The following is a 20367-nucleotide window of genomic DNA, read 5'->3' on the forward strand; positions in this document are numbered from 1 at the left end:
TCTTGTATAGCAAAGGTAAGGAAGAAGGAAGAAGGAAGAAGGAAGAAGAAAGAGGGAAGAGGGAAGAAGGCTACCCTCGCAAGAAAAAACCATCATTTCCTGTAGATATTCACCCTTGGGTTTACACAAACGATATAAACGGACATGATATGAAGCAATATCAATAAAATTATCATTTTCTTTGTGGGTTTAATACCCCACCGTCAACGGGGGTGTTCACGCATTACTTGGGGGAGCGAATCCATAAGTAATTTTCCTCCTGTCTCCTGTCTCCCCCTCCCAGGAGGGGAGGGGTTGGGGGTGGGTTGTCTCCTGTCTCCTTCTTCAACTGTTATAGCGGTAGGTTCTAATGTTAGTTCGGGAGTTTGGAATCTTTCATCTACTCCTGATGCAGGGGAATAATTTTGAAATCCTGTTGCCCATGCTGCAAATCTTGGATTAACAATACTGTCTGGTCTGATTAACCCTTCACCCTCAGAACTAATAAAACCAGGGATGGCAGAATCTATTTTTCCTGGGTCTTGGGTGGAACTGGAATAAGGTCCGAGTTGTTGGACAAATATTCTAAATTGGTCTTCGGTAAGTTCGCTGCTGTTAACACCTGAGAGGATGGCTAAAAATTCTCCTGTGACTGCATCTTGGATAATGGTGCTGTCAGCTAGTTCATTACTACCTTGAAAAATATTGAGGTCTTCAAAAGTTATTCCTCCTAATAAACCGATGGCATCTTGTTCTAGATTAAAGTCAGTAATTAAGTCTGCTTGGTTAATATCTGGGTTTCCCGTTGGTGGTTGATTTTGTCGTTGAAGAACAAAATTATCGAAACCCTCTCCCCCAGTTAAGGTGTCTGTACCTACATCGCCATAAATATTGTCGCTGCCAAGGTCTCCAGAGATATTATCGTTCCCTTTACCACCCCGCAGCGTGTCGCCACCTGCATTTCCGTTGAGAATATCGTTGCCTTGGTTGCCACTAATTAAGTCTCCACTTTCGAGACCATTAATTGTGTCATCTCCTGCTAAACCATATATTTCCTCTGCCTCCAAACTACCTGTGAGGAGTTCACTATTTTCTGTTCCTATTATTGTTGTCATTTTATTTCTTTTGAAATTTATGCAAGACTTTCTGTCGCAACTGCTTTGGTATTAGCAAAGAAGTTGCGATCGCTATTAATCCCACCGTTAACTATTGCTCTTATTACTTATTTTTATGTTTTTAACAGTAGATTCCGAAGCACTTTTTGCACTTTTTGTCAACTTTCTAGCTATTATTTTTTTCTTTTTATTGAATAGGGCAAAAGGGAAAATTGCATAGAGGAGATTCCCACCCCAAGCAATTTTAAGCGCGGTGATTATGGTGGGGTATTAAATCCACAAAAGAAAAGATAATTGCTAATTTACTTCTTTTTAATAGGACTTACGCATGAACGCTATTGGTAGTGGCGCGTCAAGCTTGAAATAGTGCTTTAGGAAAATTCTCCAAATCTTAGTCATAGCAAGAATTACACTAAAAAATTTAATACATCATTTTTAGCTTGACACGCTAGTAGGGTGTGTTAGCGCTAGCGTAACGCACCGATGCCCCTTATGTAGTGCCTTTGCGTAAGTCCTGTTTAAGTAGTAGCTGTTTCCCAGAGTTTGGTTTAAATAAGCTTTGTCTAAATATCTGTAGCGAAAGGTTCTTATTTAGGGCTAATTCCCTTTTTGTCAATACTATATTAGTCATCATCCATACCTCGCAGATGTTTGATAAAGTTACTATTCAATCGGCGGGCATTCTGACTGAGAGATAATAAAGTATCTCATCACAGTTGCGGGACAGCGACGGATTTACACCGAACTTTCCCCGTTTCCTCTAACGGCTGGCCTCCATTAGAACCGATTAATTACAATATTAAAACACAGCTACTTAATTAATGCAATACTTTTACAAAATTTTTTTTGCTAACTAGGGTTTGCTGAATAAAGTTAAAAGTCAGGTAGCTTACGGTAATGGAGCTTTTTGTATTCAATTTATCTCCTAAGTTATTGGCTCTTATTTACCTCAAAATACTGAATTTTTCTGCTGAGATTCAAGAAAATTTATTCACATAAAATGGCCGAAACAATTGCCTGTTATCCATCTCCGCGTCCCCGTGTCTCCGCGTCTCCGTGTCCTACCCCCACCAACTAATTTTTTCAGCAAACCCTAACTAGATATTTTCACTCCAGACAAAAACATCCCGACTATTATTAGCATCTCCCACCACTAAATTAGTTGCAAAAGAGTCAAAAGCGACTACTTCCCCGGAAGCAGAAATCGCTGGATTAAAAGAAGTCAAATTTCCTTCTAACCCCTGATAATTTACTGATATTTTAGTCGTGACACCATTTAGCAAATCCCGCACGAATATATCATTAGTGCCATTGCTATCCCCAGGCACCAGTAACGGATCGAAAGAATCAAAAGCTACAAACCGACCATCGCCAGAAATCGTCGGTGCAAAGGAACTTCTACTGACTTGATTACCAAAAATATCCACAGAGACGCGAGTCGTGATGCCATTTAGTACATCGCGCACAAATATATCTCTGGCATCATTGGTATCTCCCGGTACTAGATTAGTTGCCCTAGACTCGAAGGCAATAAAGCGACCATCGGCAGAAATAGAAGGACTGATGGAACTGAAATCTCCTTGGTTGCCTAAAGCATCTACTGAAATACTGCTGGTAATCCCAGTTAAGGTATCGTGCCAAAAAACGTCTCTGGTATTATTGGTATCTCCTGCCACAATATTAGTCGCAAAAGAGTCAAAAGCGATAAAGCGACCGTCAGCAGAAATAGCGGGATTGAAAGAACTGAAATTTGCTCGATCGCCCAGAGAATTTTTAGATATTTGGCTAGTCATACCAGTTAGAGTATCATGTAGAAAAATATCTCTGGCGTTGTTAATATCTGCCATAACTAGGTTGGTGGCATCAGACTCAAAGGCAATGAAGCGACCGTCAGCAGAAATAGTGGGGTTTATTGAGGCAGCATTGCTTTGGTTGCCTAGAGAATCTACGGATATTCTTGTTGTTGTAAAAGTCAGGAGGTCTCTGAGAAAAATATCTGTTGTATTATTGCTATCTCCTGGCACTAAATTAGTGGCATTAGAAGCAAAGGTTACAAAGCGACCATCGCCAGAAACAGAAGGATGAAAAGAATTGAGATTTCCACCAAACCCAAAAGAGTTTACCGAAACAATATCTGTAGTTTGAGTTTGTCTGTCTGTAATGAAAATATCTGTTTGGTTATTTGTATCTCCTATTACTAAGTTATCGGCAGCAGATTCAAAAGCAATATAACGACCATCGGCAGAAATAGAGGGATTAATGGAAAAGTTATTTCCTTCATTTCCTTGAAAGTTTACAGATAGGCGATCGATGTTTGTTTGGGGAATAATGTTTGTAACCATGATCTGGCAATAAAAGTCTATGTTATTGACTTAGTAATAATATCAAGCGCGATAAATATTTGCTACAAATAGCTGGGGATTTTTTTAGGAGTCAGGAGTCAGAATGAATAGCTTCGATACCATTTTTTAGTTCATAATTTATCTTATTCGTCAAAGGGACATCTCCTTCAAATTATTTTTCTCACCCTTATTATTCGTAAAATTATTTTTTCAAATTAGTATTATAATTAATTTTGCCTAATGAGACTTACACAACTTAACTGGTAAAATTAGACTATAATGCTTGTAAATCAATAATTTTACGTCGAAGCGCTCGCTACGGGACTTACACAAAATTTTAGAGCTGCCGAAATCAAGTAAATATTAAGAAGGAAGAAGGAAGAAGGAAGAAGAAAGAGGGAAGAGGAAAGAAGGCTACCCTCGCAAGAAAAAACCATCATTTCCTGTAGATATTCACCCTTGGGTTTACACAAACGATATAAACGGACATGATATCAGTCTAGATCAGGAAATTGCGTCAATGCACTAAAAATCCCTAGAACCCTTGGTAATTAAGGATTTATGCTTTTTTGAGGTAAAAGCCTTTTCCTATATATATTTGAGCCTATTTTCTACTTCTATTTTGTGTAAGTCCCACTAACTCCTCTGTAAAAAGGCTAACTGATAACTGATAACTGAATTGACTATTCCCTAAAAATCTACAATATCTTGCAATTCAGACAATATTGCTATATATTAAATCCTTTGTTTCATGCTAACTACTGACTACAAAAAAATATATTATAACCACCCTCGCAGACGATATACTATTATACCTATATATTCTTTTAAAGCTTTAGTAGAATTTTGTAAATTTGCAGCATCAGGAATAATATTTAACAGAAAACCTTGCCAACTATCTTGTATTTCTTGTAAATCTCTTTCAGTAACTAAAAAATCTGTTGGTGCTGGAATTACTGATATTTTCTGTTTTTTGAAGATTGATATTGAGCGAGGAGTATGCAGTGCTGAAGTTACTAACAAAACATTGCCTTTAATTTCATTTTTCTCTAAAATTTGTTTGACATTAACAGCATTTTGATAAGTATTTAGAGAGTCTGTATCTTGTAAAATTGCTGTTTTTGGTACTCCCATAGTTTCAGCAATTTCTGCCATATCTCCAGACTCAGGGTTCCCTCCATCTTTCCAATCAACTCTACCACCACTTAATATAATTAAAGGTGCTTTACCCTGCTGATATAATCTTATTCCATGTAAAATGCGATCGCCTGCTTCACTAAAATCTACCCAAGGTCGGGGTGAATTTGCTGGTTTAATTCCACCACCTAAAACTACAATTGCTTCTGCTGAAGGTAATTCTTTCGGCGGTAAATTTTGCCATTCTAAGGATTTAATAAGTCCTTGAGAAATCCACGAATTACTAAACATAAATGTTACTGTAAATGCCAGAAAAATTACTAATGCTGACCATTTAGGATACCACCACAATAAAATAAAAGCTATCAGCATTAGCAAGCAAGATAACCCCAAAGGATAGATAAATAAAGGGAGTAATTTAGAAAAAAACAAAAACATTAGAAGTGAAAGATTAGTATTTTTTTCGAGATTTTTGATATCTTCTGGAAGAAACTTGACTTGACCTTGAAAGCCAACTTAAGATAGAAACACCGCTACGTTCTCTAGGTGTTTTAGGCCATGTATTAAGTGGTTTTGGTGGTTTTGGGGAATCTATAGGTTCAGTATTTGTTTTCTCTGGAATTTCTGGTATTGATTCTATTTGTGACCAATACCCTAATAAACCAGCAGAAATGCCTGCAATTACACCCAATACAATACTTAATTTTATTGTATATTCTAGGAGGCTAAAGCTAATGCTGAAAAACAGAGTAGCTGCTAGTCCGGCAATTAAGCCTGTTGATATTGATTGTTTATCCATGCTTTGGCCAAGGCATTAAGTGATTGATGTTTGAAAAATTATATCAACTTCGCTTAAATAGGCATATTAAATTCTATATTCTGACTTCTGGCTTCCGTGAATTGTCCAATAAATGGCTTTCCTACATGAATTACTGATGTGCAATACAATACAATCACAAGTTAGAGTTCTGCTTAATGGATAAGACACGATCAAACTGAAGAGTCAAAGAATTTCCTGATTCGTTAGTAATTTGGCGCGAAGCTAAGTCAACTATTAATCAATTTTTGTTCAATGCAATTCCCATCTTTTTAGTTATTACTGTTATTGCTTCTGTGTTGAATTAGTTAGGAGCGATCGCAGCTTTAGCCAATATTATTAACCCTTTGATGGGATGGTTTAATTTACCCCCTGAAGCCTCATTGCCTATTGTTTTAGCTTCTATTCGCAAAGATGGACTGCTATTATTTGCCGAACCCGAAACCTTGGCTATGTTAACTCCCTTGCAGGTTTTGACTGGGGTGTATCTAGTCGTCCGACAATATTATTTGTTATCCAAACGAATTCAAACTAGGCAATGATTCATTTAACTTCTGTCTATGAGACCTCTTGCAAAAGTAAACTATAAAATAAGGGTTAATTTTAATTCACATCAGGCGTAAGTCCTGAAAGTTTTAATCAATTCTCATACTTATTACTTGACTTCTGCAAAAAGTCTATGGTATTGATTATTTGGATGAACCACTTGCAGTTATTGCAACATGTGGTGGTGTAACAAGCGTAAAGGAAGTAAGCATGAAATTATCCAAAGAGCATTATCTTCAACAACTTCGGAAGATAGTTAACCCTGAACAAAGGGCTAAATATTACAAGCAATTTATTGATAGTGATGTAGTCAACCTATCTACGGCTGAAAATGTATTGTTACTAGACTTTTACCAAGAGAACCAAATTTTTGATGAGCTTCCTGTAATTTCAGCGACAGATATACAATATCCATCGGTTGTGTATGGCAGTCCTGAGTATCGGCAAAGTATTCTGCAATTTCTAGAACAACAATGGAGTCTACCGATTGGAACGATTACTTTAGATGACATTTTTGTAGTTTCTGGTGTGTCGGCAGCATTAGAATGTCTTGGATTTTCCCTATTTAGTCCTGGAGACCAGGTACTAATTCCGGGGCCGATGTGGTACGGATTTCCATGGTGTTTTAGCCAGCGTCCCCAAATGGAATTTATCCATTTTCCAGTTGGCGAGAACTTTGAACTCTCTACACAAAATGTAGTAGATGCGGTTGAAGCCAATCCTAATGCCAAGCTCTTAGTGCTGACTAATCCCCAGAACCCTTTAGGGACAAACTATAGTAAAGAGCAGATGGAAGAGATTTACGCATATTTTTTGGGTCTGGGATCGGATTATCATATTATCTCTGATGAAATTTATGCCTGTTCTCAGAATACTAATGTGGAAGGTAACGAATTTGTCAGTGCTTTTGGATTAGATGCCTACAACATATATCCTACTCGGATACATGTTGTTTGGGGTCTGTCAAAGGATTTTGGTCTGTCTGGCTTTAGGGTGGGTTGTATCATTTCAAAATCGGAACAAGTTCAAGAATCTATGGAGGGAGATGCTTGTAATAGGAGTATTGCCGGGTTCTCACCATTTGGTTCATTAAATCCGTATATGTTGCAAAAGCTCTTTCTCTCTGGAGGGGAGCCAGATCCAACAGTAGCAAATAATGCCATCAGTACATATCAAAGCTCGTTATTGCCATCATCCTATTCCATAGTTAAAGATAAGCTCGACGAGGCATTGATTCCCTATCACCCTAACAACAAGGGAGGGATTTTCTTCTGGATAGACTTAAGTGCCTATCTCGATCGCGTTCAACAAACCACAATTGAACCAGATCCATTACTCTGTGAATCTTTATATCCTCCTGAATTCAACGATCCGAATGAAGGGAAGCTAACTCGCTATCTTCGTGAAGAAGCACAGGTGTTACTGGTTCGAGGACAGGAGTGTTTCTGGAGTGAACCAGGATGGTTTCGCCTTTGTTATACTGCCGAGACATCTGATAAAGTTGCACAAGGTCTTGATTCTATGATCGAAAAATTGAATCAGTTACCACCAAGTAATCCGAATTAGCAATTCGTTAGATTGGGGTGCGTGGCACGAACTTTTCGGCTAGTAATTACAACTTATGTCCCCGCACCTCAACATCCATGGGTTTATAGTCCCTTAAAATTCCAGTCTTGAACGCGGGTGCGTCGCTTTGTTGTGCAAACGAGTCGCTTTGTAGGTCAGGGTGAGGGTACGAAACCCAGAAGTGACAAGCCTTTGTGTACCTAACCCTGCGTCGGAGCGGATGTGAAAGGTAAAGCGTTGGACTTCATTATAAGATGGTCTCACACCGATCAACTTTACCGTTGTTGTGTGCTCATTCGTGCGCCATCGTGATTTATGCTATTTTAAATTGAGAATAATTATCATTCTTACACATAATTATCCTCCTCAGCCTTCCAAGCTGAATAGCTTTGGGGTTAAAAAGGTTGCAGGAGAAGTCCAACTATAACCATTACATCTATGCTAAGTATTGAAACTCCGAAACCTCAGTTAAAGACTTCATTTCTCCAACGGCTCCAGAGTCCAGAGCGTCCAGTGATCATCTTTGATGGCGCAATGGGAACTAACATCCAATCCCAAAACTTGACCGCCGAGGACTTTGGTGGAGCCAAATATGAGGGTTGTAATGAATATTTAGTCATCACCAAGCCAGAAGCAGTGGCAAAAGTCCATCGTAATTTTCTCAAAGCGGGGGCAGATGTTGTCGAGACTGATAGCTTTGGCTCAAGTCCCTTAGTCCTCGCAGAGTACGATCTAGGCGATCGCGCCTATGAGCTAAGTAGAAAGGCAGCAGAATTGGCTCGCAGTTGTGCGGATGAGTTTACCACTCCCGAAAAACCAAGATTTGTCACAGGTTCCATCGGTCCAGGAACCAAGCTACCTACCCTCGGTCATATTACCTATGATGAATTGAGATCGAGCTTCATGGTGCAAGCAGAAGGTCTCTATGACGGGGGTTCCGATCTTTTTATCGTGGAAACCTGTCAAGATGTTCTGCAAATTAAGGCAGCATTGAGTGCTTTTGAGACGGTGTTTGCCAAAAAAGGTGCGCGACTCCCCTTAATGGTGTCCGTGACTATGGAAATCCAGGGAACCATGTTGGTGGGGACAGATATATCTACTGATGTACCAACTATCTGCTTTTTTTTGATATAGTGACGTTTTTTAAATGATTACCCTCCCAAACCTAAAACATTCTGTAATAGCATTTGGTCTTCACCTTTGACTTGAAAGCGTCCACTCTCAATATCTCTAATCCAACTTTGACTTTTTCCAAGCATAGTTGCCAATTGTCTCTGACTTAACTGCTGATTTTTTCTAGCAGTCATAATCTGTTCCCCACAGATCGCAGCAAGCTTTTTTGTTCTTTTACGCTTATTAGAATAGCGTAGCTTTTGTTTTTCAAAATCTGCTAAGTGTTTATCCCATTCTTCGGGCAATTTAAACCAGAGGATACGAGCGTTTAATAACATATTCCACTTACCTCTGGGGCCGTTATCTGTTAGTCTTGTATTTTTACTACCGTCATCAATCCAGAAATCTAAAGCTTCTTCACCATCATCAGGCAGAGCAGCTAATTTTGCCCACATTGGCTGAATTTCCTGGGGGTAAGTTACCGGGTCAAATTCGGGTTTAAGTCCATAGTGATTGAGAACTTCCAGATCACTTTCAAAAGTTCTAATTAGTCGTTTTCGATCATCCCGACAAGAAGATGCTCGTATCACTTTTTGTTCGCCATAAGCTACTCGCATTAGAGTAGGTACAGTCAACCGTTGTTCCCTACCCATTTTGGTTTTAAATAATAACCATAATAGCATTCGAGCAGTACCTTCATGTTGCTGCCAGATACTCATTACTGTAGTTAATATCGACTGAGGCAAAATACCGTATTGATAAAATGCTTTGCCCTGCTTGCAACCTTCTCTGTTGAGGAAATACTTAGTCCAAAGACCAGCTTTGACTCTAAAGGTAAGACCAACAAGATGTTTACATCCTGTAGAATCTTCAGAAAAGTGATGTTGAATGTCTAAGATATGCCATAATTGATCTTCTGGTAATGAGAACGCATTAATTCTGCCCTGCTGAGGCCAATCAATAGTAGTAGTAATATTACAAGGTTGTTGAGCTAGGTTTTTAATTAAACTCAGTTTAGTTGCTTTCGATAAGTCTTTGCGTTTTTCTAACCCTAAGTACCTTTCAATTTGTTGGTCATCGATCACAAATTCTTGCTCCCATGGTTTGTCAATAACTGCTGCATGGGCAGCATAAATTAGGTGCAAACAAGCTGCTCTGATATCCATTGCTGGCATATCTGTGACTTTGATGACATCATCATTTATAATTTGAGATGAATACTCCACATCTTTGATGCTGAAACTGATTGAACCCTGACCTTGCTTAATAGAACGTTGATAAATCAGTTTACCTTCTGCATTCACTGTCCAAGGTAATGATTCTCTCTGCGTCAGAATGTTGCAAGCTTCCCAGATCGCGATAGAAGAAGCAAAAGGACTATGCTTGCCATTGGGAAATAAATTAGAGCTTGTGGGTGTTCTTGTTTCAGCTTTATACCTACCTTTTTTGGCTTTAGTGGGAACAGGACTACTAATAGAACAGTGAATTACACACTGAGGTTCTTCGTAATAACCCTCACAGCTATTACATAGTTCAGGATTAATGGAGTATTTTTCATCTTCTATAGTTATTGCACCTGTTGGGCAGTGGATTTGGGGTACACAGGTGCCACATGAGATACAGTTTTCAGTCATTTTGTGAGTCATAACACCCCCCTGTTATTGCTGTTGAGAAGTTTGTGTTAGTAATACTACTCGTCATCTGTAAGTTGATTTAGCTGATTAATCATAGTAATGTCCTGATTGCTATATAACTAACTATACATGGAGTGAAGAACTCAAATCTTTTGTTTGTTGTTGATTTAAGTATTTTCACTTAAGCTTAATTGACGCTTTAATAATAAGAATTAATATTTCATAATTTTTTTAGATTAGATGTTCATAATAAGCAAATTAATATTCTTTTTATTTTTTATAATTGAGTAATTATAGGATTTTTATAGTTATACATTTAACTTGCAATAGTTAATAACTATAATTATTATTTTTTTACTAATTTATAGTAAAAAACATTAAGGAAAAATGCTAAATAAATATTTTTAAGGTATATTTATCCGCATTTAACTCCATAGATTAACTGTTCATATTTTCATAATTTAGATGAATGCCTAACATTCCAGTTTGTTTTTTGTAGTATTTACTCGATGACTAACTTGTAATCTACCTCTGGGAAGGAGAATATTTTTTTGTTTAAGAATTCTCCTAACTTGAGTACCACTAATTTTGATTCCTGTTTTTTCAGCAAGATAATTTGCTAAACGTTCTCCACTCCAGTGTTGACATTCATAACCGAACTGATGAGGAGATTTTTTGCTGACTTCTACCAATAACTGAATGTACTCTTCTGTAGCTTTACGAAAGTTACCATGCTCTCGTTGATCTCGTAAACTATCTAATTGGTCTGGGTCTCCATGTACACACCAATAAGCAACTGTTCTATAAGAACAACCGATAAATGCAGAAATTTCTGAATAAGTTTTTCCGTCATTTAATAGGAGTAACATCAATACTCGTTCTCGGAAATGAGAGCAATTACCTTCTTGTAAGGCTTTTTGCAATCTTTTCTTTTGCATTGAACTAAGAAAATCTTTAGCAGGCATAACAGCTACCTCAGTTTAACAACTTAATGCAACTTAGCTGCACTATATATATAATTCGCTTTTTGACACCCTCTAAATTGAGAAGATGACCTACGACTCCAAACTCAGACAAAAGTTTGCCTATTGTAGTCTGCTACCCTATAATTCAAGTAAGATTGAGTAAAATTCGTGCTTAGTAATTGAATGGTTTTGACTTCTTCTATAGAAAGCATGAAGAACCGGATTTAACTTAACCCTATATTTTTAACAGTTAATCTGGCCACAACTAGACATAAAAATATAAGTTTGTCTTACCAGATATATGGTTACTGCTAATAAAAATATATTACTTTTTTGTAAAATCTTTTCCTGTCAAATAATTAACAGTTTATTCTCTGATAATTAGAATTACTAAATAACTCTCGCATCTTTAGATGTGTAGATACTCAACCGTTCTTAGAAACCTAGGATAATCTATAGAAATCTATGATTGATCTGTTCTACTCCTGCTTCACTCTGGCAGTGTCGGCACTCACCAGTCCACAGGCTGTCACGGACGTTTGCTGCGCAACGCTAGCGCGAAACGCGGAACGCGGAGCGTAGCTATCACTGCCCGCCATAGCTAAATTTAACCCTGCAAACAAGTCTCATCGCAGCTAAAATTGTAGTGTTTGCAATTTGATTACGCGCTCTGATAAAGACAGAGATTCTTTAACAGTTCCACACCTAGAGCAAGTTTTAGAACTAGGTTTTACCCTACTCCAAAAGACGAAAATTTGATGCTCAGGCAGTGGAGTTATTTGTGCAATGTGCCATGCCCAAGGGTATGATTCAAACAGGTAAGCCCAAAAGCTACAAAGTTGAAATCTAGTTAACTCCAACTAAGGTCATTGTCGCGTTGGCGGAGCAAGTGCGGCAGTTATATCGCAACATTCTAGTTATTTGATTTACTGACTGAATCCATGATCAAAAACATTGTTGTAATTGTTACGGGTCTAAAGGTGCAAAAACTCTGGCAAATGTATCGTTAGATGGAATTCCATTAGGCAGTTCTAAAAAACTTTTTAGCCATTTACATTTAGATTCACCATAAGATTCTATATCTATCCACGTATCTGCACCACAAATTACAGCACAAATAGTAATTGTAATAATATCAATTAATTTATGATGTTTGGTTCTATCTACTCTTGGGTCTTCTAGTTCACTAAAATACTCATAAATACTCTTTTTTGGCTGGAGTTTCATTGTTAAATCTTATTATTACTAGAATAATTATCTTTGATAAATATCTAATCTTCAATTTTAATTAGTTTTTTTTAAGTATTAATTATTGAATTTTTTGGTGAGTTTTGATTGTTGAAAGTTTTGGTATTTTTTGATGGTGATTGCCTCTCGAACGCATAGTCTATTCTGAAATTATCTTTTTGGTCATTTGTTACAAAAATTAGATGCGTTTTCCCTGTGGGGGAGAAGGGGTAGGTATGCTCCGCATACCTACCCCTTCTTTAAAAAGAATTATCATTATTTTAAAAGGAAAAATCAATATTTTAGACAGTTATTTAATCCTTAAAACCTTTATCAAACAATAGTTTTGAGCTGCTTGTCACCCCGTGATAACAGAGAGGAAGTTTAACGTTTTGGCTCTCTCCAGAGGTGATGGAGCAGTGGCTCAACCCAAAGAAAACAGGTACCTATAGTGATATAGCTACCCTTGTTAATGGCTACACTACAATGTTTATTTAGGTTAGGGGGACGGCAAACTGAAGGATTTTTGGCATCAATATTTGCCCTTATGGCAGTGGTTTCGCACTTACCAAATTTTCATGATGACATAGTTGCACAAAAAAAGTCAGGGAGTTCAGACTTTAGGTGAATAATTTTACTAATACACCTAAAGCTGATACTCCACAAACTTCTATATTAATATTTCTGAGTTGACATTCTTCCGAACTCATACAGCTGCAGGAGCATGAGTGAAGCATTTCTTACCACAAATGTTAGCGCAAGCTTCACATCCGATACAGTCATCTGCATTAGTAATAGTCATTACTTTCCGTAATACTTCATCATCATCATCATCATCATCATCCACAAATTCTCCATGCTCGTTGATGGGTCTAAGTTCTAGAACATTTCTATGACAAACTTTAAAGCAACGACCACAACCTAGGCATTTATTCATGTCAATAGATTCGACATACTGAGGAGTCCAAGCTGTACCACCTTTAGTTAAAGCTGTTAATGTTGCCATTGGTTCTTCTCCTTAATTAATAGACTGAATGTTTTGTTTTGTTTGCTTTGTTCCATCTTTTTATATAATAGCTATTTCCTCTAGCAAAAAAGTATAAAAAAATACTTTTTTCAGGTTTTTTGTAATATTTGATTATGGCTTTTTTTGTATGTTTATTTATTAGAAAATATTTGCAATTATTGCTAGATAAATATACCTATAAACCGTCAAAGTCTCTATATAAGTTTTGACGATATTTTTGGTTGAATTGAGACAATACCAGCAAATAAAATGGACTATTGATATTACTTAAGTTTCGTCAGATACTGGTAATAGAAATTATGAATATAATTAGTGTGCTTTAACACAGTTATAAATTATTTTATGAAAACTAAATAGTAGGATATTGAAGTTGAATACTCTATTGTTTAAAACTTCAAATAGTTTGATGTTCGTAGCTACTCTTCCGTTGCGTTTTGAGTGTTAGGAAGCAGATTTTTCTACGTTGTCTGAGTTTTAAGCTTTTGATATTTCCTAACAGTAATGGCGACTGCGATAATTAGACTCTCAAACAAACATATTTACCCTTCAAGTTTTTCGGTTTTCAACTGTACCGTAGGGCATGCGGAAACAGGCTTTTGATAGCATTTGCGCAGCATTCCCATAGGAAAGCTCATCTGTTTGCGGAGCATTCCGAACGAAAAGAGGCAATAGAGTAAACCCTTGGGCAGAGATCTGTGGATTAAATATTGCAAGGTTTTAAGTTTAAGTGGACTCAATGTTGGTGCAGCCTTGCGGAGCGTAAACCAAGAATCCTGGTTTCAGGAGAATCTCCGTGTCTGCCTCTTTCAGAGGAGCTGCGCTAACAGGTCGGAGAGTATGTTAATACTTCTACCCCTAGCTAAATTGTTTAGATTTGGTATTAGGTTTGAGAGCAGCTTTTTCCACATATTACCTTCTTCAATTTCCAGCCTTAACTGGAATTAATATTTCAAATAATGTACCTTCATTTTGATTAGATATACATCTCAGTTCTCCCCGATGTTTTTCGACAACAATTTGGTGAGAAATTGATAGTCCTAGACCTGTACCCTTGCCCACTGATTTGGTTGTAAAAAACGGGTCAAAAATGCGATTTTGAACAGATTCGCTAATACCACGCCCATTATCAGAAAGGGAAATTTTCACAAAATCTTGATTTACTCCTGTTTCTGACTTTTGAGATATTTCTGTTTTTATGGTAATAATTCCCGGTTCTTTTTGTTCTTCAAGAGCATCTATGGCATTAGCAATAATATTCATAAATACTTGATTCAACTGACTAGCATAACACTCAATATTGGGTAAATTTCCATAGTCTTTGAGCAATGTTATTTCTGGTCTTTTTTCTGTAGCTTTGAGGCGATGTTGTAAAATTAATAAAGTGCTATCTATACCAGAGTGAATATCTACTTTTTTCATCTCCGATTCATCTAAGCGAGAGAAATTTCGTAAAGATAAAACTAACTCTCTAATTCGATTAGCTCCTATATTCATTGAGTCGACCATTTTAGGCAAATCTTCAATCAAGAAATCTGCTTCACACTCTTCAGCAAAATCTTGAATTTCTGGAATCGGATCTTGATAGTTTTGTCGATACAAATTTAATAAATGTAGTAGATCTCTAATGTAGTTATTTGTATGAATAATATTGCCGTATATAAAGCTAATTGGATTATTAATTTCATGGGCAATACCAGCAACCATTTGACCTAGACCAGACATTTTTTCTGCTTGTACTAATTGAGCTTGAGTCTTTTGCAATTCTTTTAAAGCTTTTTCTAATTGCAATGCTCTTTCTCGTTCGCGTTTTTCTGATTCTCGTAGTGCAATTTCTCCTTGTTTTCGTTCTGTGATGTCGCGAATAATTGCTAGGACTTCATCTTTACCACTTTTGACATAACGAGCTTCATAATGATAGAGGTTATAATTAATAATAGTAGAATATTCTGCTGCTTGCACTTTATCAGTGCTGAGAGTAAGCTTTAAATAGTGTCGAGCCCAAATAGCTAAATCTTGGGGAAATATTTCTTCTATAGTTTTCCCTAGTACTTCTGATGCTTTGGGGGCATTTTCATCATCTTTTGATGGGTAGAAGTCGAGAAAAACTCCTTTTGAGTCAAGGCGTAACATTAAGTCGGGAATAGCATGGAGAAGACTATGGTTGCATTTTTGACTTTCTTGTAGTGCTTCTTCTACTCTCTTGCGTTCGGTGATGTCAAATCTAATGGCTAAGTATTGATAAGGTTGTCCGAGGTCGTTTAAAAAAGGTACGATAGTTGTATTAACCCAATAATAACTACCATCTTTAGCCTTATTTTTAATTTCCCCTCTCCACACACGACCAGAGCTAATAGTAGACCACAAATCTTTAAAAAACTTTGGGGGATGATATTTAGAGTTAAGCAAACGATGACTTTTTCCGATTAATTCTTCTCTAGAATATTGAGATATTTCATAAACTTTATCATTCACATATTGAATAATACCTCTTTGGTCTGTAATGGCAACGATCGCTGCTTGATCTATAGCAAATTTAATATCAGATAGTTCTTTGAGGGTTTTCCGCAGTATTGCTTCTAGTAAGCGACGTTCTGCTATTTCCTGATTGTGGTTAGTTAAGTTTTGTAAATCGTGATTTTTTTCAATGAAGGATGCTACCATCTGATTGACCTGGTAATTTTCATAATCAGATTGATTTAGCACTTGATTAGTTTCCATTGGTTTTTGTTACTCCTGGTTGGATTTTGATGCACTGCTAATATTTCTAACTCCACTTTCAGGTTGAGAATTATTTGTAGCTTTTTTGGCTCGCAACCTGTAAATATGAAGCTAGTTCCGATCTAGCGACTTAATTTTGGTGAATTAATTTTTAAGCTTAAACATATGAAATGCTTATATTAATATTAAGAGGATATAATTTTTCTACCTTAGAGTTTAGTTAAATTGATTACTAATTTCTCAATCTTTAGGTAAAAATTTATTGCTGATTATTAAAAACATTTAATATAAATATAAATATTTAATGCAGTTATTCTGGATACTTAAATTTCTTTAAAGGCTTGTTTACAACCTCGGAGAGGATTATTTAAAGCTTTTTTTTGTTATACCCTCCCTATTTGAGTTAGATTTACTGGGAACAAAAAATCTCTTAAAGCATCTCTAGTTATTAGAGATTTATTTATTAATTTTTGTAATATTAGCTACAAAAAAATAATCTTTTTGAGTGTAGTCAAAAGAATATTTAGCAAAGCTCAAAATATTTCTTGATTTGAGACTATAAAAATACTAATTTTCTAAATGGAAAATGCCAGATTGTATGATGCTTGTCAGGGTTTTATTCCGGAACAGTTTCTCAGCTTTTTAGAGAAAAAGAGTATTGTGAATTTGAAATTGGGCGATCGCTTGGAACGAGAGATGACGGTCTTATTCTCGGATATTCACGATTTTACTACCATCTCCGAACAGATGACTCCAGAGGAAAACTTCGCTTTTATTAACCAGTATCTTAGTTATATGGAACCCCAAATTCAAAAATATGGCGGATTTATTGATAAATATATTGGTGATGCTATTATGGCTTTGTTTCCCAATTCTGCCGACGATGCGGTTCAAGGGGCGATCGCTATGCTGGAACAGTTGAAAACATACAATTCAGAGCGACAACAAAGGAATCTAAAACCCATTCGTATTGGTATTGGTTTGCATACGGGTACGTTAATTTTAGGAACTGTAGGTGGATTTGGATGCATGGACGGAACTGTGCTCGGGGATGCAGTGAATCTCTCCTCGCGAGTGGAAGGGTTAACAAAAACTTATGGAGTTTCACTTTTAATTACTGATAAAACTTGGCAAGGTTTAAAAAATTCTTTGGCATACGACCTCAGATTTATTGACAGGGTGAGAGCTAAAGGAAAAGCCAAAGCGGTTAGTTTATTTGAAATTTTTTCTGCCGATCCGCCAGAATTACGAGATGCTAAAATCGCCACTAAAGAGAAGTTTGAAAGGACTGTTTTGTATTTCATCAAGAATTATTTCCAGAAGCAGCAGATTTATTTCAAGAATGCTTAGAATATGGTCAGGGCGATCGGGTTATCTGTAGTTATCTTGAACGATGTCATCAGAAGGTAGAAGGCAGAAGGGTAAAGAAAGGTTTATAAGAATTCTGAATTTCCTACGGAATACTCCGCTCGTCACTATCAGACTTTTTCAGCAAACCCTAATTAACCTTATTCCTTCTTCCTTAGAAGATCAATAATTAACCTTCCACCTTCCAGTTTCTTCCTTCCAGCTTCTTCCTTCCAGCTTCTTCCTTCTTCCTTCTGTGATAGTTCCTTCTAGTAACAACAAACGCGAGGGTTGAAGACAAACCTGCCAAGGAAAAGAACGATTTTTGATTTCACGCCATTTTTCCTTAAATACTTCTGCTTGTAAATGGTAGTCAAAAGCATTTTTTGCAGGTTGATATAATTTTAAGTACAAAGTTACTCGATGTTGAGTTTCACTAATAGCTGCTAACCAACAAGGAAAAGTATTCGGTTCTGTTGACTCCTCACTAAAAGTAATCTGGTGAGCGCGAATGCCAACATGAGAAAAAGATTCTGGAATAGGTTCAATTATATCAAGACTGCATCCCCACTCAATAGCTTCTATTTTTCGGTTGTCAATTATTACTGCTTGAGAAAAGTTCTTACAACCAGTTAACTGAGCAACTCTTACACTGGTAGAATATTCAAAAATGTCATGTTTGACACCGTGATCAAGAGCAATTCCGTCATCGACAACCAAAAGATTTTGACAAATGCGGTAAGCTTCCTCTAGGTTGTGAGTCACTAATAAAGTCACCCCTTGATAATTTTCTAGGGTGGCAATAACCAATGTTTCAATCTGATGGCGCAGGTGGGTATCTAATGCGGAAAAAGCTTCATCTAACAACAAAGCATCGGGTTGACTTGCTAATGCTCGTGCTAAAGCTACCCTTTGTTGCTGACCTCCCGAAAGTTCTTCTGGATATCGTTTGCCATATCCTGGTAACTGCACTGCCAATAGATAAGCTTCCACTTGTTGTTTAATTTCTGTGGATGAAAGACCTTTGGGCAAACCAAAAGCAATATTTTGTGCAACAGTCATGTGGGGGAAGAGAGCATAATTTTGAAATAGATAACCGACGTGGCGATCGCGACTAGGCAGATTTATTTTCTGTTGCGAATCAAATAATACTCGCCCATTTAAAACAATTCGACCTCTTGTGGGAGTTTCTAAACCAGCAACGCAACGTAAAATCATGCTTTTACCAGCACCAGACCCTCCTAATAACCCCAATGGTTTGTTATTAGCATTGAAACAAACATCCAAGAGAAACCCAGGCAATTTTTTCTGGATATCTACTAATAGATTTTGTGAATTTGTGTGGGAGTTTAGTCTCAAAGGTTGTGTTTTGACTACAGGTACAGAACGCACATCTACAATTTGTTTTTCTGTTTTTTTTGCCCTACGTTTTTTGATTTTAGATTCTGACCAATAGTTGACACCAGTTATTACTCCTAAAGATATGGCTAAAATTACTAACACCCAGGCAAACGCTTCATTCATATTCCCACTTTCGGAAGCGAAGAAAATAGCTATCGGAATAGTTTCTGTTTTCCCAGGAATGCTACCTGCCAACATTAAAGTAGCGCCAAACTCACCAAGCGATCGGGCAAAAGCTAATAATGTCCCGGCAATAATTCCTGGTTTTGCCAAGGGTAACAAAATTCGCCAAAATACAGTCCATTCAGAAGCACCTAAAGTTCTAGCACAAGCAAGGAGACTGGTATCAATTTGAGTAAAAGCTGCCAGTGATGTTTTGTACATCAGGGGGAATGACACCACAGTGGCCGCAATGACGGTTGCAGGCCAAGTGAAAATCAATGTTATCCCCATTGATGAGAGTAGCTGACCAAGGGGGCCGTTTCTACCAAATAATAATAGTAATAGAAAACCTGTTACGGTTGGAGGCAATACTAGAGGAGATGTTAAGATGGCGTCAATTATACCTTTGCCTTTACCACGATATCCGAGCATCCAACGTGCTGCTGTGATGCCGAGGAAAAAGGTGATTACTGTAGTAACTGCTGCAGTTTTTAGGGAAATCCAAGCAGGAGATAGGTCTAAGTTCATTATTGATGTTGAAGAAGGTTGTAGGCTAATTATTTAGTGGTAGGTTAATAAAATAATGGTTGGGAACTAGGGTAGGCAAATCTGAAATTGAGGTTATTCTGTTTCAGAACTTTAATAGACCTCTCCAAAAATGCCAATTTTATTAGGGCAATATACAGGTTTCAGAATCTTTTCTAGAGATGTCTCAGTGGCTATCCATAATTACTTTATATTTTTATATTTTCTATCTTTTTTCCTGGCATAAACTGTTTTGTTGACTACAAGATAGAGAAATATTTGATTTCTTTAGGGAAAAAAATAGGAACTTTGGCAGGAAAGTTCCTAGATAAAAATTTATTTATTACCAACGCTCAAAATTATGATATAATTAGCGAAATTTGTTAAGCTGTTGTGATCAAAACTTGAGACTAAGACAAGGGAGCGAACTTATGCGATCGCCCCCATACTTGAGATGGACTTCCATTACCCGATAGTCCTGCATAGTAATGGTAGGATACATATTTTTTAATTTCTCCCACACTCCCCTCCTGGGAGGGGGAGGGGCGAGGGGTGGGTTGACTCCTGAGGACTCACAACAGTCATTTATAAGTATTCAACCGTTAGCGTAGCTCCCCCGGAGGGGGAACATGATATTACATTTCATTAACGCACCCTACTGGACTTTGTTATGCTGACGGAATGCTCCGCAAACACTGTCGCTTGCTATCGCAAAGCTGCGCTGACGCACTGACAAAATAGCGTTG

13 protein-coding genes, 2 pseudogenes and 1 riboswitch are annotated in these 20367 nt (G+C 37.2%); of the genes and pseudogenes, 5 read left to right on the forward strand and 10 right to left on the reverse strand.

Features of this window, described 5'->3' with window-relative positions:
* Positions 1 to 2 precede the first annotated feature (2 nt).
* Positions 3 to 167 carry a hypothetical protein gene (locus F6K06_RS00890; protein WP_287239092.1) on the forward strand — a complete coding sequence of 55 codons (165 nt, stop codon included), beginning with the start codon at positions 3 to 5 and terminating at the stop codon, positions 165 to 167.
* A 36-nt stretch (positions 168 to 203) separates the two neighbouring features.
* Here the strand turns inward: F6K06_RS00890 and F6K06_RS00895 are convergent, their stop codons facing one another.
* The 4 genes from F6K06_RS00895 to F6K06_RS00910 form a co-directional block, all read right to left on the reverse strand.
* Complete coding sequence (locus tag F6K06_RS00895) at positions 204 to 1094, reverse strand: calcium-binding protein (protein WP_287239089.1); 891 nt, start codon at positions 1092 to 1094, stop codon at positions 204 to 206.
* Between the two features lie 655 nt (positions 1095 to 1749).
* Positions 1750 to 1897: riboswitch (cobalamin riboswitch) on the reverse strand.
* Between the two features lie 294 nt (positions 1898 to 2191).
* Complete coding sequence (locus F6K06_RS00900) at positions 2192 to 3436, reverse strand: PD40 domain-containing protein (protein WP_124155739.1); 1245 nt, start codon at positions 3434 to 3436, stop codon at positions 2192 to 2194.
* A gap of 780 nt (positions 3437 to 4216) precedes the next feature.
* Complete coding sequence (locus F6K06_RS00905; protein ID WP_124147364.1) at positions 4217 to 5011, reverse strand: YdcF family protein; 795 nt, start codon at positions 5009 to 5011, stop codon at positions 4217 to 4219.
* A 13-nt stretch (positions 5012 to 5024) separates the two neighbouring features.
* Entirely contained in the window at positions 5025 to 5372 is a 348-nt protein-coding gene (locus F6K06_RS00910) for a hypothetical protein (RefSeq protein ID WP_124147365.1), read from the reverse strand.
* A gap of 368 nt (positions 5373 to 5740) precedes the next feature.
* Between F6K06_RS00910 and F6K06_RS00915 the strand changes: the two genes are divergently transcribed.
* From F6K06_RS00915 to F6K06_RS00925, 3 genes and pseudogenes are all read left to right on the forward strand, one after another.
* Positions 5741 to 5932 (forward strand): hypothetical protein, encoded by a 192-nt coding sequence (locus F6K06_RS00915; RefSeq protein ID WP_205127542.1) that lies wholly within the window; start codon positions 5741 to 5743, stop codon positions 5930 to 5932.
* Between the two features lie 214 nt (positions 5933 to 6146).
* Positions 6147 to 7502, forward strand: a complete 1356-nt coding sequence (locus F6K06_RS00920) for a pyridoxal phosphate-dependent aminotransferase (protein ID WP_124155509.1) — start codon at positions 6147 to 6149, stop codon at positions 7500 to 7502.
* Between the two features lie 438 nt (positions 7503 to 7940).
* Positions 7941 to 8600 (forward strand): annotated as a pseudogene (locus F6K06_RS00925) (homocysteine S-methyltransferase family protein); the annotation flags it as partial.
* Between the two features lie 53 nt (positions 8601 to 8653).
* On the opposite strand, the gene F6K06_RS00930 reads toward F6K06_RS00925, so the two are convergent.
* From F6K06_RS00930 to F6K06_RS00950, 5 genes and pseudogenes are all read right to left on the reverse strand, one after another.
* Positions 8654 to 10249: a helix-turn-helix domain-containing protein gene (locus F6K06_RS00930; RefSeq protein ID WP_345789243.1), complete on the reverse strand. Its 1596-nt coding sequence runs from the start codon at positions 10247 to 10249 to the stop codon at positions 8654 to 8656.
* Between the two features lie 473 nt (positions 10250 to 10722).
* Positions 10723 to 11214, reverse strand: coding sequence for a helix-turn-helix domain-containing protein (locus tag F6K06_RS00935; protein WP_124147368.1), 492 nt, complete (start codon positions 11212 to 11214; stop codon positions 10723 to 10725).
* Between the two features lie 969 nt (positions 11215 to 12183).
* Positions 12184 to 12441: pseudogene (locus tag F6K06_RS00940) on the reverse strand (transposase family protein); the annotation flags it as partial.
* 706 nt (positions 12442 to 13147) lie between these two features.
* Positions 13148 to 13447: a ferredoxin III, nif-specific gene (gene fdxB, locus F6K06_RS00945; RefSeq protein WP_124146397.1), complete on the reverse strand. Its 300-nt coding sequence runs from the start codon at positions 13445 to 13447 to the stop codon at positions 13148 to 13150.
* 939 nt (positions 13448 to 14386) lie between these two features.
* Positions 14387 to 16186, reverse strand: a complete 1800-nt coding sequence (locus F6K06_RS00950) for a PAS domain S-box protein (RefSeq protein WP_287238995.1) — start codon at positions 16184 to 16186, stop codon at positions 14387 to 14389.
* A gap of 579 nt (positions 16187 to 16765) precedes the next feature.
* Between F6K06_RS00950 and F6K06_RS00955 the strand changes: the two genes are divergently transcribed.
* Positions 16766 to 17536, forward strand: a complete 771-nt coding sequence (locus F6K06_RS00955; RefSeq protein WP_124146399.1) for an adenylate/guanylate cyclase domain-containing protein — start codon at positions 16766 to 16768, stop codon at positions 17534 to 17536.
* A gap of 180 nt (positions 17537 to 17716) precedes the next feature.
* On the opposite strand, the gene modB is transcribed toward F6K06_RS00955, so the two are convergent.
* Complete coding sequence (gene modB, locus F6K06_RS00960; protein WP_124146400.1) at positions 17717 to 19624, reverse strand: molybdate ABC transporter permease subunit; 1908 nt, start codon at positions 19622 to 19624, stop codon at positions 17717 to 17719.
* Positions 19625 to 20367 lie beyond the last annotated feature (743 nt).

This window comes from Okeania sp. SIO1H4 (genome assembly GCF_010672695.1).
GTDB classification, from domain to species: domain Bacteria; phylum Cyanobacteriota; class Cyanobacteriia; order Cyanobacteriales; family Microcoleaceae; genus Okeania; species Okeania hirsuta.

Excerpts from the sequence above, each read along its gene's own strand:
- F6K06_RS00895 (WP_287239089.1), bottom strand. The coding sequence starts at position 1,094 with ATGACAACAATAATAGGAACAGAAAATAGTGAACTCCTCACAGGTAGT.
- F6K06_RS00900 (WP_124155739.1), bottom strand. The coding sequence starts at position 3,436 with ATGGTTACAAACATTATTCCCCAAACAAACATCGATCGCCTATCTGTA.
- F6K06_RS00905 (WP_124147364.1), bottom strand. The coding sequence starts at position 5,011 with ATGTTTTTGTTTTTTTCTAAATTACTCCCTTTATTTATCTATCCTTTG.
- F6K06_RS00910 (WP_124147365.1), bottom strand. The coding sequence starts at position 5,372 with ATGGATAAACAATCAATATCAACAGGCTTAATTGCCGGACTAGCAGCT.
- F6K06_RS00915 (WP_205127542.1), top strand. The coding sequence starts at position 5,741 with ATGGGATGGTTTAATTTACCCCCTGAAGCCTCATTGCCTATTGTTTTA.
- F6K06_RS00920 (WP_124155509.1), top strand. The coding sequence starts at position 6,147 with ATGAAATTATCCAAAGAGCATTATCTTCAACAACTTCGGAAGATAGTT.
- F6K06_RS00930 (WP_345789243.1), bottom strand. The coding sequence starts at position 10,249 with ATGACTGAAAACTGTATCTCATGTGGCACCTGTGTACCCCAAATCCAC.
- F6K06_RS00935 (WP_124147368.1), bottom strand. The coding sequence starts at position 11,214 with ATGCCTGCTAAAGATTTTCTTAGTTCAATGCAAAAGAAAAGATTGCAA.
- fdxB (WP_124146397.1), bottom strand. The coding sequence starts at position 13,447 with ATGGCAACATTAACAGCTTTAACTAAAGGTGGTACAGCTTGGACTCCT.
- F6K06_RS00950 (WP_287238995.1), bottom strand. The coding sequence starts at position 16,186 with ATGGAAACTAATCAAGTGCTAAATCAATCTGATTATGAAAATTACCAG.
- F6K06_RS00955 (WP_124146399.1), top strand. The coding sequence starts at position 16,766 with ATGGAAAATGCCAGATTGTATGATGCTTGTCAGGGTTTTATTCCGGAA.
- modB (WP_124146400.1), bottom strand. The coding sequence starts at position 19,624 with ATGAACTTAGACCTATCTCCTGCTTGGATTTCCCTAAAAACTGCAGCA.